The 22,232-nt window shown below is 73.4% G+C and carries 25 protein-coding genes, 1 tRNA gene and 1 pseudogene; 14 read left to right on the top strand and 13 right to left on the bottom strand.

All coding sequences use genetic code 11. From position 1 onward, the window contains the following. Nucleotides 1-38: 38 nt before the first annotated feature. Together ACSMX9_RS03760 and ACSMX9_RS03765 are read left to right on the top strand one after the other, a co-directional pair. The gene (locus ACSMX9_RS03760; protein ID WP_351242678.1) at nt 39-1,022 is read left to right on the top strand and encodes an aldo/keto reductase; all 984 of its coding nucleotides are present in this window, start codon (nt 39-41) and stop codon (nt 1,020-1,022) included. Further along, on the top strand, nt 1,007-3,199 hold the full coding sequence (locus ACSMX9_RS03765) for a helix-hairpin-helix domain-containing protein (RefSeq protein ID WP_445402880.1): 2,193 nt from the start codon (nt 1,007-1,009) through the stop codon (nt 3,197-3,199). Before ACSMX9_RS03760 ends, ACSMX9_RS03765 begins: the two co-directional genes overlap by 16 nt. Before the next feature lie 61 nt (nt 3,200-3,260). On the opposite strand, the gene ACSMX9_RS03770 is transcribed toward ACSMX9_RS03765, so the two are convergent. After that, the gene (locus ACSMX9_RS03770) at nt 3,261-3,947 is read right to left on the bottom strand and encodes a hypothetical protein (RefSeq protein WP_445399951.1); all 687 of its coding nucleotides are present in this window, start codon (nt 3,945-3,947) and stop codon (nt 3,261-3,263) included. A gap of 48 nt (nt 3,948-3,995) precedes the next feature. Here ACSMX9_RS03770 and ACSMX9_RS03775 point away from each other — a divergent pair, with 48 nt between their 5' ends. Next, complete coding sequence (locus ACSMX9_RS03775; protein ID WP_351242684.1) at nt 3,996-4,184, top strand: DUF5703 family protein; 189 nt, start codon at nt 3,996-3,998, stop codon at nt 4,182-4,184. Between the two features lie 280 nt (nt 4,185-4,464). On the opposite strand, the gene chpH is transcribed toward ACSMX9_RS03775, so the two are convergent. Together chpH and ACSMX9_RS03785 are read right to left on the bottom strand one after the other, a co-directional pair. Then, complete coding sequence (gene chpH / locus ACSMX9_RS03780) at nt 4,465-4,698, bottom strand: chaplin ChpH (protein WP_351242686.1); 234 nt, start codon at nt 4,696-4,698, stop codon at nt 4,465-4,467. Nucleotides 4,699-4,850: 152 nt separating this feature from the next. Further along, complete coding sequence (locus ACSMX9_RS03785) at nt 4,851-6,185, bottom strand: M20/M25/M40 family metallo-hydrolase (RefSeq protein ID WP_366113653.1); 1,335 nt, start codon at nt 6,183-6,185, stop codon at nt 4,851-4,853. 208 nt (nt 6,186-6,393) lie between these two features. Here ACSMX9_RS03785 and ACSMX9_RS03790 point away from each other — a divergent pair. The 3 genes and pseudogenes from ACSMX9_RS03790 (at nt 6,394) to ACSMX9_RS03800 (ending at nt 7,462) form a co-directional block, all read left to right on the top strand. After that, a tRNA-Leu gene (locus tag ACSMX9_RS03790) sits at nt 6,394-6,481 on the top strand. A 164-nt stretch (nt 6,482-6,645) separates the two neighbouring features. Then, nucleotides 6,646-6,954: pseudogene (locus ACSMX9_RS03795) on the top strand (hypothetical protein); the annotation flags it as partial. A 37-nt stretch (nt 6,955-6,991) separates the two neighbouring features. Beyond that, nucleotides 6,992-7,462, top strand: coding sequence for a YchJ family protein (locus ACSMX9_RS03800; RefSeq protein ID WP_445399953.1), 471 nt, complete (start codon nt 6,992-6,994; stop codon nt 7,460-7,462). An 8-nt stretch (nt 7,463-7,470) separates the two neighbouring features. Here the strand turns inward: ACSMX9_RS03800 and ACSMX9_RS03805 are convergent, their stop codons facing one another. Further along, nucleotides 7,471-8,172 (bottom strand): FadR/GntR family transcriptional regulator, encoded by a 702-nt coding sequence (locus ACSMX9_RS03805; RefSeq protein ID WP_351242694.1) that lies wholly within the window; start codon nt 8,170-8,172, stop codon nt 7,471-7,473. Nucleotides 8,173-8,435: 263 nt separating this feature from the next. Between ACSMX9_RS03805 and ACSMX9_RS03810 the strand changes: the two genes are divergently transcribed. Both ACSMX9_RS03810 and ACSMX9_RS03815 read left to right on the top strand, forming a co-directional pair. Beyond that, a complete protein-coding gene (locus ACSMX9_RS03810; protein WP_445402881.1) occupies nt 8,436-8,948 on the top strand; it encodes a gluconokinase in 513 nt (170 codons plus the stop codon). An 85-nt stretch (nt 8,949-9,033) separates the two neighbouring features. Further along, the gene (locus ACSMX9_RS03815) at nt 9,034-10,431 is read left to right on the top strand and encodes a GntT/GntP/DsdX family permease (RefSeq protein WP_351242696.1); all 1,398 of its coding nucleotides are present in this window, start codon (nt 9,034-9,036) and stop codon (nt 10,429-10,431) included. 59 nt (nt 10,432-10,490) lie between these two features. Here the strand turns inward: ACSMX9_RS03815 and ACSMX9_RS03820 are convergent, their stop codons facing one another. Both ACSMX9_RS03820 and ACSMX9_RS03825 read right to left on the bottom strand, forming a co-directional pair. After that, nucleotides 10,491-12,074, bottom strand: a complete 1,584-nt coding sequence (locus ACSMX9_RS03820) for an APC family permease (protein WP_445399955.1) — start codon at nt 12,072-12,074, stop codon at nt 10,491-10,493. A 294-nt stretch (nt 12,075-12,368) separates the two neighbouring features. Beyond that, nucleotides 12,369-13,319, bottom strand: a complete 951-nt coding sequence (locus tag ACSMX9_RS03825) for a hypothetical protein (RefSeq protein WP_445399957.1) — start codon at nt 13,317-13,319, stop codon at nt 12,369-12,371. Nucleotides 13,320-13,714: 395 nt separating this feature from the next. Here ACSMX9_RS03825 and ACSMX9_RS03830 point away from each other — a divergent pair, with 395 nt between their 5' ends. From ACSMX9_RS03830 to ACSMX9_RS03840, 3 genes are read left to right on the top strand one after another with little or no spacing between them, the layout of a single operon-like run. Then, nucleotides 13,715-14,251: an NUDIX hydrolase gene (locus tag ACSMX9_RS03830; RefSeq protein WP_445399959.1), complete on the top strand. Its 537-nt coding sequence runs from the start codon at nt 13,715-13,717 to the stop codon at nt 14,249-14,251. Further along, a complete protein-coding gene (locus ACSMX9_RS03835) occupies nt 14,248-14,655 on the top strand; it encodes a YidH family protein (protein ID WP_445399961.1) in 408 nt (135 codons plus the stop codon). The genes ACSMX9_RS03830 and ACSMX9_RS03835 overlap by 4 nt, the downstream gene beginning before the upstream one ends. Further along, nucleotides 14,652-14,966 (top strand): DUF202 domain-containing protein, encoded by a 315-nt coding sequence (locus ACSMX9_RS03840; protein WP_445399963.1) that lies wholly within the window; start codon nt 14,652-14,654, stop codon nt 14,964-14,966. The genes ACSMX9_RS03835 and ACSMX9_RS03840 overlap by 4 nt, the downstream gene beginning before the upstream one ends. 9 nt (nt 14,967-14,975) lie before the next feature. On the opposite strand, the gene ACSMX9_RS03845 is transcribed toward ACSMX9_RS03840, so the two are convergent. Further along, nucleotides 14,976-15,569: a TetR/AcrR family transcriptional regulator gene (locus ACSMX9_RS03845; RefSeq protein WP_445399965.1), complete on the bottom strand. Its 594-nt coding sequence runs from the start codon at nt 15,567-15,569 to the stop codon at nt 14,976-14,978. A 265-nt stretch (nt 15,570-15,834) separates the two neighbouring features. Here ACSMX9_RS03845 and ACSMX9_RS03850 point away from each other — a divergent pair, with 265 nt between their 5' ends. Both ACSMX9_RS03850 and ACSMX9_RS03855 read left to right on the top strand, forming a co-directional pair. Continuing rightward, nucleotides 15,835-17,097, top strand: coding sequence for an exo-beta-N-acetylmuramidase NamZ family protein (locus tag ACSMX9_RS03850; RefSeq protein ID WP_445399967.1), 1,263 nt, complete (start codon nt 15,835-15,837; stop codon nt 17,095-17,097). 245 nt (nt 17,098-17,342) lie between these two features. Then, a complete protein-coding gene (locus ACSMX9_RS03855; protein ID WP_351242712.1) occupies nt 17,343-17,945 on the top strand; it encodes a hypothetical protein in 603 nt (200 codons plus the stop codon). A gap of 66 nt (nt 17,946-18,011) precedes the next feature. On the opposite strand, the gene soxR is transcribed toward ACSMX9_RS03855, so the two are convergent. The 5 genes from soxR to ACSMX9_RS03880 form a co-directional block, all read right to left on the bottom strand. After that, complete coding sequence (soxR, locus tag ACSMX9_RS03860; RefSeq protein ID WP_445399969.1) at nt 18,012-18,587, bottom strand: redox-sensitive transcriptional activator SoxR; 576 nt, start codon at nt 18,585-18,587, stop codon at nt 18,012-18,014. A gap of 70 nt (nt 18,588-18,657) precedes the next feature. Beyond that, complete coding sequence (locus ACSMX9_RS03865; RefSeq protein WP_445399971.1) at nt 18,658-19,284, bottom strand: TetR/AcrR family transcriptional regulator; 627 nt, start codon at nt 19,282-19,284, stop codon at nt 18,658-18,660. 62 nt (nt 19,285-19,346) lie between these two features. Next, a complete protein-coding gene (locus ACSMX9_RS03870; RefSeq protein ID WP_445399973.1) occupies nt 19,347-20,159 on the bottom strand; it encodes a MerR family transcriptional regulator in 813 nt (270 codons plus the stop codon). Next, a complete protein-coding gene (locus tag ACSMX9_RS03875; protein WP_445399975.1) occupies nt 20,152-20,679 on the bottom strand; it encodes a VOC family protein in 528 nt (175 codons plus the stop codon). The genes ACSMX9_RS03870 and ACSMX9_RS03875 overlap by 8 nt, the downstream gene beginning before the upstream one ends. A gap of 82 nt (nt 20,680-20,761) precedes the next feature. Next, nucleotides 20,762-21,049 (bottom strand): YiaA/YiaB family inner membrane protein, encoded by a 288-nt coding sequence (locus ACSMX9_RS03880; protein WP_366117292.1) that lies wholly within the window; start codon nt 21,047-21,049, stop codon nt 20,762-20,764. A gap of 160 nt (nt 21,050-21,209) precedes the next feature. Between ACSMX9_RS03880 and ACSMX9_RS03885 the strand changes: the two genes are divergently transcribed. After that, nucleotides 21,210-21,944 (top strand): TetR family transcriptional regulator, encoded by a 735-nt coding sequence (locus tag ACSMX9_RS03885; protein WP_445399977.1) that lies wholly within the window; start codon nt 21,210-21,212, stop codon nt 21,942-21,944. Here the strand turns inward: ACSMX9_RS03885 and ACSMX9_RS03890 are convergent. Continuing rightward, nucleotides 21,887-22,078: a hypothetical protein gene (locus ACSMX9_RS03890; protein ID WP_445399979.1), complete on the bottom strand. Its 192-nt coding sequence runs from the start codon at nt 22,076-22,078 to the stop codon at nt 21,887-21,889. The two genes, ACSMX9_RS03885 and ACSMX9_RS03890, sit on opposite strands and share 58 nt — an antisense overlap. Nucleotides 22,079-22,232: the final 154 nt, after the last annotated feature.

Below are 22,232 nucleotides of genomic sequence, written 5' to 3' on the forward strand. Positions count from 1 at the left end.
GGGCGACCGTGGATGTCCGGCGAGTAATGTCCACGCCCATGGAGCAGAGGTATCTCGGCCGTACCGGCCTGCGCGTGTCCCGCATCGGGCTCGGCACCCTGACCTGGGGCCGCGACACCGACGAGGGAGATGCCGCCGACCTGTTGAAGACCTTCTGGGAGGCGGGCGGCACCCTGGTCGACACCGCGGACGTGTACGGCGGCGGGGAGGCCGAGTACCTGCTCGGACGGCTGATAGACCACCTGGTGCCGCGCCGGGACCTGGTGATCGCGACCAAGGCGGGCAGCGTCCTCGACCCGGACCGGCGCTTCGACGGCTCCCGCGGGCACCTGCTGAGCGCGCTGGACGCCTCGCTGGCCCGCCTCGGCACCGACCACGTGGACCTGTGGCAACTGCACGCCTTCGACCCCACCACCCCGTTGGAGGAGACGCTCCAGGCCGTCGACATCGCCGTGAGCAGCGGTCGCGCCCGCTACGCGGGGGTGTCCAACTTCTGCGGCTGGCAACTCGCCAAGGCCGCCACCTGGCAGCTCGCCGCACCCGGCGCCCGGGCCCGACTGGCCAGCACGCAGATGGAGTACTCCCTGCTCCAACGCGGGGTCGAGCGCGAGGTGCTGCCCGCCGCCGTGGACCTCGGGCTGGGGCTGCTGCCCTCCTCCCCCCTCGGCCGCGGCGTCCTGACCGGCAAGTACCGGCGGGCGACTCCCCCGGACTCACGGGGCGCCTCCGCCCATCTGTTGCCGTTCGTGGAGCCCTACCTGGACGAGGAGGCCGGCCGGATCGTCGACGCGCTGGTGACCGCGGCGGACGGCCTCGCCGTCACCCCGCTCCAGGTCGCCCTGGCCTGGGTGCGGGACCGCCCCGGAGTGACCGCCCCGGTCATCGGCCCGCGCAACGCGCAGCAGCTCGACGCCGCCCTGTCAGTGGAGACGCTTAGTCTTCCTGACGAGATCTGCCGGGCCCTCGACGACGTGTCGGCGCCCGTCCACCGCTACCCCGACCAGGACTGGAGCACGTTGTGAGCACGCACGCCGAGGCCGAGGGCTCCAGCGCGCAGGACGCCCCGACGCCCGCCGACGACGACGCTCCGACCGCACCCGACCGCACCGCGGAGGAGGACGCCCCCGCGGACCGGACGACGGACGGCGGGGAGGCCGCGGAGTCAGCGACCGCCGAGGGGTCGGAGGCCGCGGCCGAGATCGCGGCCCAGCGGGAGGTGCGGGAACGCATCGAGCGGCGCAAGGCCGAGAAGGACGGCCCCGTCGACAGCGGCGCCAAGCTCAGCGGTACCGCTGCCGAGTTGCTCGCCGCCGTCCGGGCGGTGGAGAGCGGCGAACGCCCGGCCAGGAGCTTCACCGCGCCCACCCCGCCCCCGCCGGCCCCCGGACCCACCGCCCCGCCCCGCACGGGCCCGGCGGCAGCGCCCGCCGAGACAGCCCCGCCGCCCGCGGCGGTGGACGCGGTGCGCGCCGTGCTGGCAGCGGGCGGCGCTCCGCAGTCCCTGGCCGCACCGGTCGCCGCGGACCTGGGCGAGAACGCCGCGGACCGGCTGCGCGAGGACCCGTGGCACCTGCTCCGGGTGCCGGGGGTGCTCCCCGAACAGGCGGACGGATTCGCGCGGGCCCTGCTGGGCCCCGACTGCCGCCCGGACGACGCCCGTCGGGGTCGCGCCCTCACGGTCTGGCTGCTGGAGCGGGCGGCCCTCGCGGGACACACCGCGCTGGAGGTCCCCGCCCTGCGGACGGCCCTCGCCGGACGGTCCGTGCCGGAGCCCGACGAGGCCCTCCAGAGCGCCGTCGCCGAAGGCGAGGTCCTGGTGTTCCAGGACGCCCTGGAGCCCGCCGGCACGAACGGCTCCGGGGGGACCGGACCCGGCGCCGCCGACGACGGAGCCGAAGCGGAGCGACCGGTGCGGGTGCTGGTCGGGCTGGAGCGGCTCGCCCTGGCCGAGGAGAGCCTCGCGGACGGCCTCGCCCGACTGCTGAACGCCCCGGCGGAGAGCGGCTCGCCCGCGCAGCCGACGGGTGGGCCGGCGGCCGAACTGCTCGCGGCCACCGCCGCCAGCGCCCTGGTACTGCACACCGGCGGCGAGGCCGCCCGCACCGAACTCGCCGCCCTCGTCACCGCGGCGCTGGCGACGGGCCGGCGGGTGGTGGCCGCCGCGCACACGGCGGACGGCCGGGACCGGTTCGCCGCCCTGCTGGCCGCGTCGGACGGCACGGTTCCCGAGGGCGTGGCGGTGACGGTCCCGGGACTCCTGTCGGCAGCCGAGGGACCGGGGCGGGACGCCGAAGGGGCGCTCGCCGCCGACCTGCTCGTGGTGCTCGACACGCCCCACCTCGACGTGGAGGGCGCGGCGCTGCTGGTCGAGCTCCTGGCCGACGGGGCCCGACTGGTGCTCGGCGGCGACCCGGCGACCCTGTGGTCGGTCGGCCCCGGCCGGGTCTTCGCGGACCTGCTCGCCTCCCGCACGTGCCCGCACGTCGCCTCGCGCACCCCGGACCCGGGCCCGCTCGGCGAGTTGACCAGCGGCATCGCCTTCGGCGAGCTCACCCGGGTGGAGGCCCCGGGCAAGGAGGTCGTGATCGTTCCGGTGCAGGACCCGGCGGAAGCGGTCCACCGCGCCGTCCAACTGGTCGTCGACTCGGTGCCGCGGGCCCTCGGCATCCCGTCCGAGCAGACCCGGGTGATCACCCCCGGCCACGGAGGAGGAGCGGGCACCCGGGCGCTGAACGCCGCCCTCAAGGAACGGCTCAACCCCGGCCCCGGCCGCTTCGGCGGCTTCGATCCGGGCGATTGCGTCGTGTGGTCTCCCGCCCCGGGACGGACGGTGCCGGGCCTGGTGGCCGGGGCCGACGCCGAGGGCCTGCGCTTGACGAGCGCCGAAGGCCCGGTGCTCGTCCCCCGGGAGCACGTCGAGCGGACCGTGCGGCACGGGTGGGCGCTGACCGCGCACCAGACCGTCGGACACCGCTGGCCGGCCGTGGTGGTGGTCCTGCCCCCGGACGCCGCCGGGGCCCTGGACCGCGCCTGGGTGTACACCGCGTTCAGCCGCGGGGAACGGCACCTCTCCGTGGTTCACGGCGTGGAACAGGCGCTGCCGCAGGCGGTGGCGGCGGGCGCGCCGCGTCCGCGCACCACACGGCTGCCGCTGCTGCTCCGCGGCCAGGGTCCGGCCGCCTCCGCCGAGGCGGGGTGACGGGGTCGGTTCGACGGTGCGGCCCGCTCCCCCCGCGGGGCGGGCGGGCCGCGCTGCGCGGTCAGCGGTGCCCGGCACCGCCTTCGTCGGCGTCCTCGACGAGTCCTTCGTCGTCCTCGTCCCCGCCGGTGAGGTACTCGTCGTCGTCGAAGACGGAGCTGACGTCGAAGCGGCAGACCACCCGCTGGGGGTCGGTCTGGTCGAAGGGCGCCTCCAGCCACTCCCCCGGGTCTGCGGGTTCCTCCGCGGCGGTCACCCAGAGGGTGGAGTCGCCTTCCTCCAGCCCGAACTCCTTGTGCCGGGAGGCGATCTCGTCCGGTTCGAACTCGCCGAAGAGGACGCCGAGCGCGCCGTGCACCGTACGGCCCGGCGAGTCGGCGAGGGGCGTGCCGTCCGCCTCGGCCGCCTCGACCCGTTGGGCCTGGGCCATCAGGCGCTGCGGTTCCACCACCGCGTAGTCACGGCGGATCAGCACGCTGAGCGCGTTCGGCTCCTCGGGCCCCACGTACGGCGGAAGGGCGTCCTCCGCACCGGGGATCTCGAAGGGGGTGACCTCGTCGTAGCGGTCGTAGAGGAGTTCGTCGTACTCCTCGGCCGCCACCGCCAGCTCGTTGAACGCTTCGTAGACGGCCGGGTCGTCCTCCCCCGACCTGCTCTCGACCGCCGCAAGGTGACGGTCCAGAGCGGCCTTCACCGCCTCGGCGGCGGCGCGTACCTCGGCAACCGTGGGCTGCGCAGCATCAGACATAGTGCAGACGCTATCCGTACCGGGCCGGTGCCCGCACAATAGATGGCGATGCCGGAATACGAATTCGTCGACGTGTACGTGCCGCGCGGGGTGACCCGCAAGGACACCACCCGCCTCCTGACCGACCACGCAGAGTACGGACACTGGGAGTTGGAACGGCTCCGCCTCAATCCCGACGGCAGTCGCCGCGTGCGGCTGCGGCGGCGCATCATCCGCCAGTTGCGCGCCACCTGGTGACGTCCCGTAGCCCGGGTGACCGGGCCCACGGGAGTCCGTCCCGGTGACGCTCGGTCGCGTTCCCAGGGCCCCGACCCAGCGCCGGGCCCCGTCCGCCCGTTTCCCCCGCGGCCGTGCGGAACGACCGTTTGTGGCGGTCCGGTGGCCGAAAGGCGTGGTGGCGGTCCGGGTTGCGCCGGGCGGGTGGGCGGAAGCGGAAGGAAGCAGGACCGACGACGGCCCCGGAGCGCGGGCGTCGCGCTCCGGGGCCGGTACCTCAGCGCCTGGGAAGGGCGTGGCGTCAGCCGTTGATGCAGGTGTTGCCGAACGCGGGGTTCAGCAGCCCGATCACGTTCACGGTGTTGCCGCAGACGTTGATCGGCACGTGGACGGGCACCTGGACGACGTTGCCGGACAGCACGCCGGGCGACCCCACGGCAGCGCCCTGGGCACCGGCGTCGGCGGTGGCCAGACCGGCTCCGGCCAGCACCAGGCCACCGGTGGCGGCCGCAACGGCGACGACCTTCTTGATCATGGTTCCTCCTCGGTTGGGCAGTGCGGCCCCGACTTCGGGTCGCATGACCAGTAACGAGGGGGAGGCAATCGAGCTACGAGCGTATCTTCGCATTCACCCGTTCTCAGTCGCCCTCGTACGTCGCGTTCGAATCCGGCGACCGGGACGGGCGTTCAGGACGCGTCGATGAACCGGTCGAGCACCCGCACGCCGAAGCGGAGGCCGTCCACCGGAACCCGCTCGTCCACCCCGTGGAACATGCCCGCGAAGTCCAGCTCCGGGGGGAGCTTCAGCGGGGCGAAGCCGAAGCAGCGGATGCCCAGGTCGTCGAAGGACTTGGCGTCGGTGCCCCCGGAGAGCATGTACGGGACGGCCCGGGCGATGGGGTCCTCGGCGCGCAGCGCGGTCTGCATGGCGTCCACCAGGTCGCCGTCGAAGCTGGTCTCCAGCGCCTTGTCCCCGTGCACGTCCTCCCTGCGCACCCGCGGGCCCAGGATGCGGTCCAGGTCGGCCAGGAACTCCTCCTCGTACCCCGGCAGGAACCGTCCGTCGACGTGCGCGGTCGCCTCGCCGGGGATGACGTTCACCTTGTACCCGGCGCCGAGCATGGTGGGCGCGGCCGAGTTGCGCAGGGTCGCGCCGACCATCTTGGCGATGCCGCCGAGCTTGGCGAGGGTGGCGTCCATGTCCTCGGGGTCCAACGGGGTGCCGAGCGCGTCGGACAGTTCGTCGAGGAAGGAGCGCACCGTCTTGGTGACCCGGACCGGCCACTGGTGGCGGCCGAGCCGGCCGACCGCCTCGCACAGTTCCGTGATGGCGTTGTCGTCGTTGGTCATGGAGCCGTGGCCCGCCGTGCCCTCGACGGTGAGCCGCATCCAGTGCATGCCCTTCTGGGCGGTCTCCACCAGGTACAGCCGGAGCTTCTCGTTGACCGTGAAGGAGAATCCGCCGACCTCGCCGATGGCCTCGGTGACCCCTTCGAAGAGTTCGGGGTGCCGGTCGACCAGGTACCGGGCGCCGTACGTGCCTCCCGCCTCCTCGTCCGCCAGGAAGGCCAGCACGATGTCCCGGGGCGGCTTGCGCCCGCTGCGCAGTCGGTCGCGGACCACCGCCAGGGTCATCGCGTCCATGTCCTTCATGTCGACGGCGCCCCGGCCCCACACGCACCCGTCGGCGATCTCGCCGGAGAAGGGGTCGTGCGTCCAGTCGGCCGCGTTCGCCGGCACCACGTCGGTGTGCCCGTGGATCAGCAACGCGGGACGGGACGGGTCCTCGCCCTCGATGCGGGCGACGGTGGACGCCCGCCCCGGATGGGACTCGAAGATCCGGGGTTCCAGCCCCACCTCGGCGAGCTTCTCGGCGACGTACTCGGCGGCCCTGCGCTCGCCGGGGCCCGAGTGGTCGCCGTAGTTGCTCGTGTCGATCCGGATGAGGTCGCGACAGAGGTCGACGACCTCGTCCTCCCCGGTCAGGGCTCGGGGTCCGGCGGTCCCGTTCGGCTCGCTCACGACGTTCCTCCCACGGTCGCTGCCTGCGGTTGCGTCCCCCATCCTCCCCCGGCACCCGGGCGCCGCCCAAGGGCGGCCCCCGCCCGACACGCGCCGTTCACGCGCGCTCCCCACGAGCCCGCACGGGGTGGGCGACGGGCGTGATCGACGGTGCCGAATCTTTGCTATGGTTTCCCACGTCGCCGCGGGAAACCGCGACAGACCACCGGTCCGGGTGGCGGAATGGCAGACGCGCTAGCTTGAGGTGCTAGTGCCCTTTATCGGGCGTGGGGGTTCAAGTCCCCCCTCGGACACCAGCAGAGACCCCAGTTGATCTGGGGTCTTCTTCGTTGTGCGGGTTGCCTCCCGACCCGCACCGGCGACGTACGGACGGCGCCGGGCGCCGCGCTGAGCGTGCGGAAGCAGCCGGGCTCAAGGTGACCCACGACAAGAACCGACACCGGTGGGGCTGGGTGGTGTGCTGCCCCTGCAACGATGCCCCCTGTCTCTCCAGGAGAAGCTGACGCCGGAGCAAGCGGACACGGTCGACGGACTCGACGGCTTCTGCGACGGCCGCATCAGACGGGTGGAGAGTCCGGGGCGCACCCGGTTCGGTTGTCTCTTCGAGGTCGAGACCCTGACCGCAGCCGTCGCGGACGCGCTCAGCCGTTTCGAGGACTTCCCCGGTGTGCTCGTCCGCAGCGTGGAACTTGACGCGATCGCCCTGGACGAGAACGGGATGGCGACCCCGGCCGTGGTTCCCGCGCCGCCGCCGCTCACCGGCGCCCCCGGAGGCGGCGCCGCAGCCGCCCGGCACAATGGCGGTCATGGCCCGACGCACGCACCGCACCGCCCGCCCGTCCCGTTCCCCTCAGACGCGCCGGACGGCCGCCGTCCCGGTGGGTTGCCCGTGCGGGTCGGGGGCGGGGTACGGCGGGTGCTGCGGGCGGTTCCACCGGGGGGAGGCGTCCGCGCCGACCGCCGAGGCGTTGATGCGGTCGCGGTACGCGGCGTACGCGGTGGGGGACGCCGGCCATCTGCTGCGGACCTGGGACCCGGCGACCCGGCCGGCGGTGCTGGACCTCGACGACGGGCCGCGCTGGACGGGTCTGGAAATCCTCGACACCACGGAGGGCTCGGCGTTCCACCAGCGGGGGACCGTGACCTTCCGGGCCTCGTACGCGGAGGCGGGACGACCCGGGGCGCTGGTCGAGCGCAGCACCTTCCGGCGGGTGGACGGCGCCTGGGTGTACGTGGACGGGACCTTCCCCGAGGACGCCGGCGACGGGGGTCGGTGACGGGGCGGTCAGGGCACCAGGACGTCGAGTTCCTTGAGCGCCCCGACGGCGATCTGCCGGGTCAGCTCCTCCGCCCGGACCGCGTCGGAGGTGCGGACGGCCTCGGCGACCTGGACGTGCAGGGTGACCGCCGCGGGGTCCGGGTCCTCGAACATGACCTGGTGGTGGGTGCGGCCGGTGAGGACTTCGGCGACCACGTCGCCGAGGCGGGCGAACATCTCGTTGCCGGACGCGTTGAGGATCACGCGGTGGAAGGCGATGTCGTGGACGAGGTACGCCTCCAGTTGCCGGCCCCGGGAGGTGGCGACCATGCCGAGGGCGCAGTCGGTCAGCTCCGCGCACTGCTCGGGGGTCGCGTGGAGCGCGGCGAGCCCCGCGGCGACCGGCTCCACGGCGGACCTCAGGACGGTGAGGGAACGGAGCTGGCGGGGCCGGTCGGCGCCGGCGAGCCGCCAGCGGATGACCTGCGGGTCGTAGACGTTCCACTCCGCGAGGGGCCGGACGGTCACCCCGACCCGGCGCCGTGACTCCACCAGGCGCATCGACTCCAGGACCCGCACCGCCTCCCGCATCACCGAGCGGGACACTTCGAAGCGCCCGGCCAGTTCCTCGGTGCGCAGCACGCTGCCCGGCGGGTACTCGCCCGCAGTGATCGCCGGGCCGAGGGTGTCGAGGACGTGCGCGTGCAGGCCGCGGCCCGATGAGGTCATGGCCCTCAGCCTACGAGTTGCCGGACCCCGCCTCGAACTCGAAAAGTCAGACTTTTACATCACAGAGACTTGAATTCATCTGACCTAATGGGTTTCAGTGGCGTCCGGTGTCGTGACGTCCGAGGTCTCGGCACCGCCCTGACGGCGTCCCGCATCCCGGGGCGCCGAGCCGACGGGACGCCCCCCGCAGCGGGACGCGCCCCCGGACCCGAGGACTCCAGAACGTGACGAACACACCTCCGACGCCCCATGTCATCGTGGTCATGGGTGTGGCGGGGACCGGCAAGACGACGATCGGTCCGCTGCTCGCGGACCGGCTCGGTGTTCCCTACGCCGAGGGCGACGACTTCCACCCGGCAGCCAACATCGCCAAGATGACCGCAGGCACCCCGCTCACCGACGAGGACCGTTGGCCCTGGCTGGACGCCATCGGCGCCTGGGCGCACGAACGCGGCGGGCTCGGCGGTGTGGTCAGCAGTTCCGCATTGAAGCGGAGCTATCGCGACCGGTTGCGGTCCGCCGCGCCGGGGCTGGTGTTCCTGCACCTGACGGGGGACCGGGCCCTCATCGAGGAGCGGATGTCCCACCGTCAGGGGCACTTCATGCCGACCGCCCTGTTGGACTCCCAGTTCGCGACCCTGCAACCGCTCCAGCCGGACGAGGCGGGCGTGTCCGTCGACGTGGCGGGCGGCCCGGAGGACATCGCCGACCGGGCCGCCCGGGCGCTCGCCGCACCGGACGGCGTCCGCTCCGCGGACCCGGCGCCCACCGGCTGAACCGACCCCGCCACAACCCCCCACGACCCGTCCCCCGTCGCACCCCGTACGTCCCGTACGACCTAGTCCCCCAAGGAAACCGACCGTGACCAGACTCAGCGTCGAGATGCTGGCAGCGGGTACCGCCGAGCCGATCACCTCCGCGGGCCACGCCCAGCTCGGGATCGCCGTGCTCGCCGGCATCGCCGTCATCGTCCTGCTCATCACCAAGTTCAAGGTCCATGCGTTCCTCTCGCTGACCATCGGCTCGCTCGCCCTCGGCGCCTTCGCCGGGGCGCCGTTGGACAAGGTGATCCCGAGCTTCACCACCGGTCTGGGCAGCACGGTCGCTGGCGTGGGCGTCCTGATCGCGCTGGGCGCGATCCTCGGCAAGCTGCTCGCGGACTCCGGCGGCGCCGACCAGATCGTGGACACGATCCTGGCCAGGGCCGGTGGCCGGGCCATGCCCTGGGCCATGGTGCTGATCGCCTCGGTGATCGGTCTGCCGCTGTTCTTCGAGGTCGGCATCGTGCTGTTGATACCCGTGGTGCTGATGGTCGCCAAGCGCGGCAACTACTCCCTGATGCGGATCGGCATCCCCGCACTGGCCGGTCTCTCCGTCATGCACGGGCTGATCCCACCGCATCCCGGCCCGCTGGTCGCCATCGACGCCGTCCAGGCCAACCTGGGGTTGACCCTGGCGCTCGGCGTCCTGGTCTCCATCCCCACCGTGATCATCGCGGGTCCGGTGTTCGCCCGGTACGCCGCCCGTTGGGTGGACGTCCCGGTACCCGAGGACATGATCCCGGCGCGGCCCTCGGAGGAGTTGGAGAAGCGTCCCGGCTTCGGGGCCACCGTGTTCACCGTGCTGCTGCCGGTGGTGCTGATGCTCGGCAGCGCACTGGTCGAGATCGTCGTGGACGACCCCACCAACACGGTGCAGCGGGTGTTCGACGTGATCGGCTCGCCGCTGATGGCGCTGCTCGCGGCGGTCATCGTCGGCATGTTCACGCTGGGCCGGGCCGCCGGCTTCACCAAGGGCCGGCTGTCGACGACCGTCGAGAAGTCCCTGGGCCCGATCGCCGGCGTGCTGCTGATCGTCGGAGCCGGTGGCGGTTTCAAGCAGACGCTGATCGACTCCGGGGTGGGCCAGATGGTCCTGGAGATCTCCGAGGACTGGTCGATCCCGGCGCTGCTGCTCGCCTGGCTGATCGCGGTGGTGATCCGGCTCGCCACCGGTTCGGCCACGGTGGCGACGGTGTCCGCCGCGGGTCTGGTCGCCCCGCTGGCCGCGGACATGTCCAGCACCCACCTGGCACTGCTGGTGCTGGCGATCGGGGCCGGCTCCCTCTTCTTCAGCCATGTGAACGACGCCGGGTTCTGGCTGGTGAAGGAGTACTTCGGGATGAACGTGGGCCAGACGATCAAGACCTGGTCGTTGATGGAGACGGTGATCTCGGTGGTCGCGGGGGCCGTGGTCCTGCTGTTGTCCCTGGTGATCTAGCTCCTCCCCCTCACCGCGCGGGGCGGTCCGTCGGAGGACGGACCGCCCCGTCGGCGCGCCTACCGCGGGTCGGGCGCGCCCTCGGCGGCCTTCTCCAGCTGGAACGCCTCGTTGCCGAGGCCGATGCGCGCGTGCGCCTCGGGGTTGCGGGCCTTGAGCACCGCGCCCACGGCCAGCCCCACCGCACCGGCGAGGACGATGATCCCGGGCAGGGCCCAGCGCAGCAGCGATTCCGAGTCGGCCCCGACCAGGACGTGGAAGTCCTTGACCGTGTAGACCGCGATCACCAGCAGGGCGACGCCCGCGATCCCGGAGGCGATCAGCCGCCACAGCTGGGCGCGGACCGCACCCCTGCGGGCGAAGAAGACGATCACCGCGAGGGAGGCGGTGGTCATCAGCAGCGTGACGCCGAAGGCGCCGATGTTGCCCATCCAGGTGAACAGCCGCAGGATCGGCGCTGTGGGGTCGCCGATCGGCTTGTCGTCGGTCACCGCGAAGAGCAGCAGCACGACCAGGGTGACGCCGCTCTGGAGGAGGGCGCCGGTGCCCGGGGCGCCGCTGGCGCGGTTGGTGCGGCCGAAGGCGGCGGGCAGCAGCCCTTCGCGTCCCATGGCGAAGGCGTAGCGGGACACCACGTTGTGGAAGCTGAGCGTCGCGGCGAACACGCCGGTCACCAGCAGCACGTGCATGAGGTCCGCGAAGGTCTCCCCCAGTCGGCTCTCGGTCAGGTGGAACAGCAGCCCCGCGGAGTGCTCCTGCGCGGCCGGGACGATGCCGTCGGGGCCGGCGGCGACGGTCAGCGCCCAGGAGCTGAAGGCGAAGAACAGGGCGACGAAGCTGACCGCGAGGAGCATCACCCGGGCGACGACGACCTGGGGACGGCTGGTCTCCTCGGCGTAGACGGGCGCCTGCTCGAAGCCGGTGAAGGCCGCGATGCAGAAGCACAGGGCGGTGCCGATGCCCGCTCCGGTCAGGATGTCGGGGTTGAATGCCTCCAGGGACACCCCCTGCTTGGAGGGCTCGCTGAGGGCGGCCACGTTGAAGATGACGACGAGGGCCACCTCGATGAGCAGCAGGACGCCCAGGACCCTGGCGTTGACGTCGATCTTCATCAGGGCGAGGAAGCCGACGAGCAGCGCACAGGCCAGGGACGGGATCCACCAGGCCAGGTCGACGTCGAAGTGCTCGTTGACGAGCAGGGAGACCTCGAAGCCGAAGAGGCCGTAGAGGCCGACCTGGAGGGCGCTGTAGGCGACCAGGGCCACCAGGGCGGCGCCCGCGCCGGCGGTCCCGCCCAGTCCTCGGGAGATGTACGCGTAGAAGGCGCCCGCGTTGTGCACGTGACGGCTCATCTCGGCGTACCCGAACGAGAAGAGGATCAGGACGACGCCCAACAGGACGAAGAGCAGGGGCTGTCCGACGATGCCCATGACGCCGAAGGTGGTCGGCATGACGCCGGCGACGACCATGAGCGGCCCGGTCGCCGCCAGCACGGACAGCAGGAGTCCGGCCGTGCCCAGTCGGTCGGCGCGCAGCGCCCGGTCGTGGCCCTTGAAGGTGTTGATCCCCCCGGACGTGCCGTGGGTGCTGCCGGCCGGTCCGGCGGATCTGGATTCACTCGGATGCGAACTGCCCGTCGTCATCGCGGGGTCGGTCCTTTCACGTCAAACTTCGAAACCTGGTGCGGGCCTTGCTGGTGCGGCTCGGGCGCAGACCGTGTTCCGCCGTTCCGCCGTGACGTGCGGGCGAACCCGGCAGGGTGCGCGTCCCGAGCCAAGGACACCGTACGCGTGTACGGTGCACTGATGTTCGGCCCGGGGGTGCGGTGGTGCCGTCGTGCGGGTGGTGCGGTGGTGCGACGACACCTCGGTGGTGCCGGTGGTGCGGATGGTGCCTCCGCGCCGACCGCCGTCGGAGCGCGGGAGTGTGACGGTTCGTCAGGTCGTCCCGAGGGCCGCGCCGCGCGCTTCCCGGAACGCCTCGAACGGATCCCGGTCCGGGTAGGACCAGGGGTCGGGGGTGACGTGGTTGCCGATGCGGTGGAAGAGGGCGGCCGCCTCGGCCCCCCGACCTCCGCAATACTTGGCGTGCGCCAGGAAGTTGAGGTCGACGCGGTTGCGGGGGTGGTCCTCCCGCTCCCACTCCAACCACCAGTCGAAGGCGGCCTTCATCACCTGGCGCGCACGGCGCCCGACCCAGTGCCCGGAGGAGAGCGGGTCGACGGGCTCGGTCCCGGCCGCGGCGAGGACGCGGTAGCGCTCGGCGTGCGCGACGACCGGTAGGATCGCCAACGGGGAGTCGGACGGGGCCTGTTCGGCGGCCCAGGACGCGAAGTCGTAGACCTCGTGCATGGGATCCTGACCGGCGTTCGCACGACGCTCGGCGAGCCGGGCGATCATCAGGTGATGGGCGTGGTGGTGCTCCGGATGGCGGTGCCGGACCTCGTCGAAGAGCCGGACCACGTCGTCCTCGGTGCCCAGCGCCCGCTCCAGCATCAGCAGCCCCAGCCAGGGCGTGGGGTCGTCGGGGAGGAGCCCGGCGGCGGCATGACAGGCGGCCCGCGCGGCATCGGGCCGCGCCTTGCCCCGCAGGGCCCGCTGCACGGTGGCGAGCCCGGCCAGCACGACCGCGTCGACGGACTCCGGTTCGGCGATCCGCCAGTCCTGGGCCCAGGCGAGCGTGGTGCTCTCCTGGGCGAGGACCGCGATGCGGTGCCCTCGGCGGTCCCAGTCGTCGCCGGTGTCGACCAACAGGCCACGGGCGACGGACCAACGTCCCTGTGCGAGCGCGGTGCGCGCGGCGGCGAGGGGGGCGTCGTCCAGCGCCGCGTCGAAGGCGTGCGCGGTGCGTTTGCGTGAACGGCCCAGAGGCGGTGGGGGTGGCGTCACCGCGGGACTTCCTCCCCGACACGGTCTGTTGAGCGAATGATCACGGACAGCAAACCGGTATCGAGTGCTCCACGTCAAGAGCCCGCAGGTCACTTACCCGTGCCAAGTGACGTTCCCGCAGGATGAGTTGTCCGCACTCCTCCCCTTCCGCCCGACTCGTCGAGGACGGGGCACGGTCCCGGGAACCGTCCCCCGGTCGGTCCCGGGCGGGCCCGCGCGCGAGGTCGAGCTGGGGCGACGCGCGAGGGGAGCGGTACCGAGGGCCGGCGCGGATGCCGGTTTCCGGACCCGGTGCCCGTTCCCGTCCCCGGCGCCCCGCCGGACGCACGGCCCTTCCGGTGCGGATGGGACAGGGGGGAATCGCGGGGCCCGTGGGACGGTGATTGGATGACGGCATGGAAGACGATGACCGCCGGGCCGCGGACGAGGTGCTCGACGTCGTGGACGAGCAGGACCGGGTGGTGGGACGGGCCACCCGGGGTGAGGTGTACGCCCGCGGGCTGACGCACCGGTGCGTGTTCGTCTTCGTCCGGGATGCGCAGGACCGGGTGTTCGTCCACCGCCGCACCGCCACCAAGCTGACGTTCCCCTCGCTCCACGACATGTTCGTGGGCGGGGTGGTGGGTGCCGGGGAGAGCTATGCGCAGGCCGCGCTGCGGGAGGCCGAGGAGGAGTTGGGGGTGAGCGCGCTCCCCGACCCCGTGCCCCTCTTCACCTTCCTCTACCGGGACGGCGCCGGAGGCGGCGCTTGGTGGTCCGCGGTGTACGAGGTGCGCTGGGCCGGGCCCGTGCGGCCCCAGGCGTCGGAGGTCGCCTGGCACGCCTTCCTGTCCGAGTCGGAGGTGGCGGCCCGCCTGGACAGCTGGGAGTGGGTGCCGGACGGAGTGGAGGCGTACCGACGGCTCCTGGCCCACCGGGAGACGACGAGATGAGCGACGGGCGGGCCACCGGTGTCGGCGGAGCCGTGCGCCTCTGGTTCGCGCCCCGACGGATCGCCGAGGACGGCGAGACCCCCGACTACCGGTTCTCGCTCGCCAACGAGCGGACCTTCCTGGCCTGGCTGCGGACCGCCCTGGCCCTGATCGGCGGGGGCTTCGCCGTCGACCAGTTCCTGCCCGACCTGAACACGGGCTGGCGGATCGGGCTCGCCCTCGCACTGCTCGTGGCGGGGGTGCTGTGCGCCCTGCGGGCGGTGAACCACTGGGTGCGCTGCGAACGCGCCATGCGGCGGGGCGAGGACCTGCCGGTGTCCCGGTTCCCGGCGCTGCTGAGCCTGGCCGTGGCGGTCGTGGCCCTGGTCATGGTGGTGATCGTGCTCGGGGGCTGGGCCCGGTGACCGGGGCCGTCCGCGACCCGGGGCTGCAACCCGAGCGCACCCGGCTGGCCTGGCGCCGCACCACCCTGACCGCGACGGTGGTGGTCGTCCTGGCGATGCGGTCCCTGGCCGAGGGCCGGGCGCCCGGGTTCCGGGCCGCGGCGGCCGGGCTGTGCGTGCTGGCGTGGCTGGGGTTCCTCGCCGTGGCCCACCGCCGGCTGCGGCAACTGACCGCGGGTGCGCCGCCGCCCCCGCTCCCGCCCCGGTGGGCGACCGCCACGGCGTGGTGCGCGATCGTGCTCGCCGGGTGCGCGGGCGTGGTGGTCGGCTAGGCCGTCCGATCAGGGCCGCAGGGCGCGCAGCAGCAGGTCGGCGAGGTGGTCGGCGACCTGCCGCGGGGTCAACGGGTGGTCGGCCCGGTACCAGCTGGGCAGGTGGTGCACGGAGCCGAAGTGGTGGTCGACGACGAGGTCGGCCGGCGTCTCCCGGGTGAACGCCCCGCTGTGCTGCCCCTCCTCGACCAGGGCGCGGAACCGCTCCCTGAGGTGGCGCCGTTCGGCATCGATCCGGCCGGACTTCTGCGGGCCGAGCTGGTGCAGGGAGCGCTGGACGATGGCGGCGCCGTCCAGGTGCTCGATGGTGGTGAGGGCGATGCCGGCGGCGACGGCGCGCAACCGGTGGTCGACGGGCGCGTCCGTCGCCGCGGCGGCGTCGAGGTGGGCCTGCTGGAGTGCGAGCGTCCGGGAGTGGATCTCCTGGAGCAGGTCCTCCTTGGAGCCGAAGTAGTGGTAGAGCGCGCCCTTGGTGACCCCCGCGGCGGCCACGATCTCCTGGACGGAGGTGCGGTCGTAGCCCTGGTCGGCGAAGAGGCGGGTGGCCGCCGCCATGAGCCGGCTGGGGACGGGCGCCCCGTCGCCGTCCGTCGTCCTGGGCACCTGCGCACCCGCCTTCCTGTGTCGTGGGCCGGGCCCCGGTGGTCGCCGTGCGACGGTGGGACGGCTTGGACCCTACCCCCGCGGGGGACGCACCGGCACCGGCAGCGGCCGGCGACTGGCGCGTATCCCCCGTGTCGGCGGCGTTCCGCGGTGACCGGTGTCCCGCTAGCGTGCGCGATCACGACTGCTTCCTCTTGACGAAAGGTCGGAAGATGACGGTTTCCGTTCGGCCGGGGCGCATGAGCACGAGGACGGAGGTCGGCCCGTGAGATGGTCCCGGCGCGGCCTGTTGACCGCCACCGGTGGTGCCGCCGTGGCCGCGGGCGCCGGGAGCGTTCCGCCGGCCGCCGCGGCCGGGGCACGCCGGCGGACGGCGACCGGGTTCGCCCGGCTGGCGGCCGAGGGGTACGCGCGGTTGGCGGGCGAACGCGTCGGCGTGGTCACCAACCCGACCGGGGTCACCCACGACCTGCGGCACGTCGTGGACGTGATGCACGCCGACGACCGGGTGGACCTGGTGGCGGTCTTCGGGCCGGAGCACGGGTTCCGGGGCACGGCGCAGGCGGGCGGTTCGGAGGGCCGCCACGACGACCCGGCGACCGGTCTGCCCGTCTACGACACCTACCGGCTGCGCGGCGAGGCGTTGGGCCGGGTGTTCCGGACCGCCGGGGTGGACACCGTGGTCTTCGACATCCAGGACGTGGGCGCACGCTTCTACACCTACGTCTGGACCTTGTACGACTGCATGGAGGCCGCCGAACTCGCCGGCAAACGGGTGGTGGTGCTCGACCGGCCGAACCCGATCTCGGGTCGGGGCGCCTACGGACCGGTGCTGCACGAGGAGTTCGCGACCTTCGTGGGCCGCAAGCCCCTCGCCCAGGCGCACGGGATGACGGTCGCCGAGTTGGCCCGGCTGTTCAACCGGGAGTACCTCGAACGGCCGGTGGAGTTGGACACCGTCCTGATGTCCGGTTGGCGGCGGGCCGACTTCCACGGGGCGACGGGGCTGCCGTGGGTGCCCCCGAGCCCCAACATGCCGACCCCGGACACCGCGCTCGTCTACGCGGGCACCTGCCTGTTCGAGGGGACCAACCTCTCCGAGGGGCGCGGCACCACCCGCCCGTTCGAACTGCTGGGCGCCCAGGGCCTGGACGGCCGCTGGGCCGCCGCCGCCAACGGAACGGGCCTGCCCGGGCTGCGTTTGCGCGAGGCGTACTTCGTCCCGGCGTTCGGCAAGTTCGCGAACACGACCGTGGGCGGGGTCCAGTTGCACGTCCACGATCGGACGGCGTTCGACCCGGTCCGTACCGGGATCGGCTTGCTGATCACCGCCAAGCAGACCTGGCGCGACTTCCGTTGGCGCTTCGACCCGGGGCCCGGCACCTTCTGGATCGACCACCTCACGGGGTCGCCGCTGGTCCGCACGGCGATCGACGGGGGCGCGGAGCTGGACGAGGTCGTCACGGCCTGGCGTGCGGAACTGTCCGGGTTCCGGGCGGTGCGCCGGCGGTACCTCTCCTACGACTGACGGCACCCCCCGCACGCGCTCCCGGACGGCCCGGGCCGGTCGCTCCGGCGGTGGACATCCGTCAAGTTCGTCCGGTGTTCAGGGACGCGACCGGCCCCGATGCGCGAAAAACCAGTGGTTTTCAGCCAGGTACGCGTCTCCCGGCGAAGAGTGAGGGAGCCAATCCGGTTCCTCATTCGTCTACTCGACAACGCTCGAACGACGTCCGACGAGCGTGTTCGCACACGTGATGGAGGTGCACGACAATGGCCGGATTTCGAAGCCTCGCGAGACAGGTGCGGGATCCCCGCAACGATCTGGCGCTTCGGAGGTACTCCCTGCGCAAGTGCCTGGAGCGGTTCGCCCCCTACGGGCACCGGGCGACCTGGGACCACCTGTCCTCGCGGGCCGGCTTCGGCCCCGAGGACCGGTCCCCGGACCCGGCCCGGCTGGTGGCGGCGCTCGACGAGTTGGAGGACGCGCGCGCGGTGTGGCTCGCGTACGAGGAGGAGTTCGCGGAGCGCCGGCGCCGGGAGAAGCAGGACGGCCTGCGGCGGCCCGGACGCGTCGACGACTGGCACCGGCTGACCTGGGGCGGTTTCGGGGTGGCGTGGTGCGATGATCCCGAGGTGCACCCTCGGGCTCCGCTGGGGGACGTGCTGCGGCGGTTGATCGCCGCGCTGGAGCGGGAGGCGGGGGACGGGTGCCCCGTCTGCGGGAACGAAGAGTTGCTGTGGCAGCACGACCTGGCGCACGCCCCGTCGTCCGGTGCGGTGTGCCAGCGGTGCGGGATCGTCGTACCGGGACCCGTGCTGACGGCGCGCGCCGTGACCCGGGCCCGGCGGGCCCGGGCGCTGGTGGGCGTGTAGGTCGCCCCGGGGCCGGGACGGGGGGCACGGGGGCGGCCCCGGTGGTCGGGCACCGTCAGCGGGGGATCACGCCGCGGGACCCTCGGCCGGACCGCACGCCGGATCGCACACGACGGTGTCGGCGGTGTCCTGGGACTCGGGACCGCGGGCGGCCGAGCCGCCGGACCGGGCCGGAGCGGACGGTCGGGTCCGGGACGGCAGCAGCCGCGAACCCGCGTGCTCCTGGCCGAAGGCGTCGTCCGGGTTGGACAGGACGCAGGTCTCCAACGACAGGCAGCCGCAGCCGATGCAGTCGGTCAAGTGGTCCCGCAACCGGCTGAGTTGTTTGATGCGCTCGTCCAACTCCGACCGCCACGCGCGGGAGAGCCGGGCCCAGTCCTCCCGGGTGGGGGTGCGTTCCTCGGGGAGCTCGGCCAGGGCGTCCCGGATGGTGGCGAGCGGGATGCCCACCCGTTGGGCGGCCCGGACGAAGGCCACCCGGCGCAGCGCGTCCCGGTGGTAGCGGCGTTGGTTGCCCGAGGTGCGCCGACTGCTGATGAGCCCCTTGGCCTCGTAGAAGTGCAGGGCGGACACGGACACTCCGCTACGGGCGGCGAGTTGGCCGACCGAGAGTTCATTGACCTTCACCGGGATCTGGGGCACCCTTCGCAGCCTACCCATCCCGTGCCGTGCGCGGAGGGGTCGTCCACCGGCCCGGTCGGCGGCGGCTGCGCTAACCGGTGCGGTGTCCGACCATGCGCAGCACGAGGTCCGCGTAGAGCGCACCGACCTCGTCGGGGGTGCGGCGGCCGGCCGCGTTGAACCAACGGGCCACGTCGGTGCAGAGCGAGAGCACGGCGACGGTGGTGCCCGGGACGTCGTCCACCCGGAACTCGCCCGCGCGCACGCCCTCCTCGATCAGCGTGCGGACCACCGCGTCGGTGCGTCGACGCAGTGCGACGACCTCGGCCCGCGCCGTCTCGCCGAGGGCGTCGAGTTCGTACTGGACGACCCGGGCCGTGGTGTGCTGGGCCGCGTGCCAACGGACGAAGGAGCGCACGGCGCCGGCGAGCCGGTGGGTGGCGGTGCCGGGCCCGGCAGCGGCCCGTTCCAGGATCTCCAGGGCCCTGAGGTGCCCGATCCGGCTGATCCGGAGCAGGAGTTCCTCCTTGGTCCGGTAGTGGATGTAGAGCGCGGCGGGGCTCATCCCGGCCCGACCCGCGATGTCCCGGGTGGTGGTGGCGTGGTAGCCACGGTCGGCGAACGCATCCACGGCGGCCACCAGCAGCCGGCGGGCCGCGTCCGGTGTGACCTCGCCCCAGGGCGTGGTGCCGTCGCCGGTGTCGTCCACCGCGGTCATGGCGCGCTCCTCGTTCCGTCCTCACCGGTGGGGTCACGATACCCGGGCGGATGAGCGAGCGCTTAGGGCCTGTCCTGCCAGCCCGCGGTGTCGGGGTCGATGCCGTGGGCCCGTGCACTGGCGTCGACGACGCGGCGGAACCACGCCGCGAGGCCGGGGCGGACGGCGTCGTAGTGGGCGGCGAAGGCCGGCTCCGCCTCGTACCTGCGGGCGAGGCAGACCTGCATCTGCCGGGTGAGGGGGAAGTACGAGGCGAAGACCTCCCGGTGCCGTTCGACGAGCCGGTTCGCCTCCGGCCCGCCCGGGGTGACGCCGGCGTCCATCGCCTCCCCCAGGGCCCGGTCGAGGGCGGCGACCGCATCGGTGACGGCCTGCCACTCCTCGGGGCCGCGGGCGGCCGAGCGTTCGGCGTACTGCGACCACTGCGCCGTGTCCCCGTAGCGTTCGCGGGCCTGCGCGGACCAGTCCGGATTCCACCCGGGGCCGAGGATCGCGGCCTGCTCCTCGACGGTCAGCAGCAGGCCGCGCTCGTGGGCGTCGATCATCCGGTCCAGTCCTGCGCCGAGCTCTCGGAGGCGGTCGATCCGTTCCTCCACCTGGGCGCGCTGCACGCGCAGGGTGCCGGGCACGTCCGTGGTCGTGTCGTCCAGGACGGCCCGGATCCCCTCCAGGCCGAGGCCGAGCTCGCGGTAGACGACGATGCGCTGGAGGCGCTCCAGATCGCCGACGGTGTAGAGCCGGTACCCGGCGGCCGTGCGCAGCGAGGGGCGCGCCAGACCGATCCCGTCCCAGTGGTGCAGCGTCCGGACCGTCACGCCCAGCCGGGCGGCGACCCGGCCGACGGACAGGCCGTCGCCGTCGGCGGCATCAGACACGGGTCCCCGCGTCGACGCCGGGCGCGGTGATCCCGATGGCCGCGAGGTTCCTGGCCTCCCGGCTCGCCGGGTCGAAGGGCTTCGCCGCGGTGAGGACGACGGTGGCGTTCTCGGGGGTGGTCACGGTCACGTCCCGGGTGTTCCAGGGGGTGTCCCGCGGGCCGTCGACCGAGCCCGGACGCGCCGCCCGGCAGTACTCGACCAGGGAGTCGACCTGGCTCAGCACGCAGGCGAAGCTGACGCTCATCGCCGACGACCGCTCCGGAAGGTCTTCGGCGGCGACCAGGAGCACGTCCTGGAAGGCCCACCGCCGCAGGTGCACCAGCCGGCCGGGAATGCCGAACAGCGCGAAGAACCCGAGCCCCTGGGTCCAGAAGTCGACCGATGCCGTCAGGTCGTTCGTGGGGATCGTCACGAACGCGGGCATTCCGTAGATGCCGCGGAACGGCTCCGGGGGCACGGCGTCGGGACCGGGCGCGGGCACGGGACTCATCTCGAACGCGGGGTAGTGATCGCTCATGCCGTCCACTCTCGCCCCTCACGCGACGTGAGGGTCAAGCCGGGGCGTTCGATCCTTCCTCCCGGCCCGGCGCACCGGGTGTCTAGAGCTTCTCGAAGGGGTCGTGCGCGGCGAGCAGCTTGTCCACCCGCGCCTGGTCGACCCGGCTGGTGATGCGCTCCGCCTCCTGACGGTCCCGGATGACCTTGGCGAGGGTGAAGCTCGACGTCACGAGGTACAGGACCGCGATGGCCAGGAACCCCCGCACCCAGGAGTCCGCCTCCAGCCGGGCGATGCCCACGCCGATGGCTCCCAGGGCGATCACGAAGGAGGCCAGGGCCTGACCGTAGAACGCCGCCGTCGACCGTTGCTTGACCGGTGAATCACTCATGGCCGCCATGATGGGCGGCCCCGTCGGACGCCGGATCCGTACGGGTACTCAGGTCGCTACTCAGGGCGTGCGGAAGGGTCCCGGGCCCCGTGCGCACCAAGGGTCCCGGCCTCCCCACGGACGGAGCTGCGGGCCCCGGCCCGGCCCTACGATGTGGCGCATGCCCAGAGCCCGCAGACCGCTGCTCAGCAAGGAACGCATCGTCGAGACGGCCCTCGGCCTGGTGGACGCGGAGGGGCTGGCGGCGCTGTCGACCCGGCGCCTCGCCGCGGAGTTGGGAGTGAGCGGGCCCTCCCTCTACTACCACTTCCGGACCAAGGACGAGATCCTCGACGCGGTCGCGGACGCGGTCAGCGCCCAGGTGGACCTGTCGATGCTCCGGGGCGGGCGGGACTGGCGCGGGGCGCTGCACGACTGGGCGGTGTCCTACCGGCGGGCGCTCGGCGCCCACCCCCACGTCGTCCCGCTGCTGGCCCGGCGGCCCGGGCGCCGGCCGGCGGCGCTCCGGCTCGCCGAGGCGGTGTTCCGGGCGCTGGTCGACGCGGGCTGGCCCCCCGCGCAGGCCGGGTCCGTGGCGGCGTCGATGCGGTACTTCGTGATGGGGGCCGCCCTGGGCTCCCTCGCGGGCGTGCCCGCGGACCGGCCGGACGGCCCCGCACCGCACGGCCCGGCCGCCCGGCCCCGGCCGGCGGGCCGGCCCGCCTCCCTCGTGGAACGCGCGGGAGCGGTGGACGACCGGGCGTTCGCCTCGGGGCTGGCCGCCCTGCTCGACGGGCTCGCCCTCCAGTACCCGCCGGCCGGGGCGCACGGGCGGGACCCCCTCCCCCGGACGGGCCGTCAGCGGGGCGGCCCGGGTGGACCGCCGACGGCGCCCTCGGCGAACGCGGCCTCGTAGGAGGCGTCGCCCAGGGCCTCGCGCGCCTCCCCCGCCACCCGGTCCACGTCGCCCCGCTCGGCCCGGGGCAGCGGGGCGCTCACCTTCACGGTGCAGAGCCTGTCGCCGTTGAGCGCCGGGAGTTCGAGGAGCAAGGCAGCCGGGCGACCCCGCTGCGGCGCAACGGCACGGTGGCGGAGGTCGCGGCGGCGGCGCTGTTCCTGGCCGCGGACGCGACGTTCAGCACCCATGTCGAGCTGCCGGTGGACGGTGGGTTCGCCCAGGGGCTCGGCAGTGGCCACTGAAGTG

The organism is Streptomyces sp. LE64 (genome assembly GCF_052606915.1).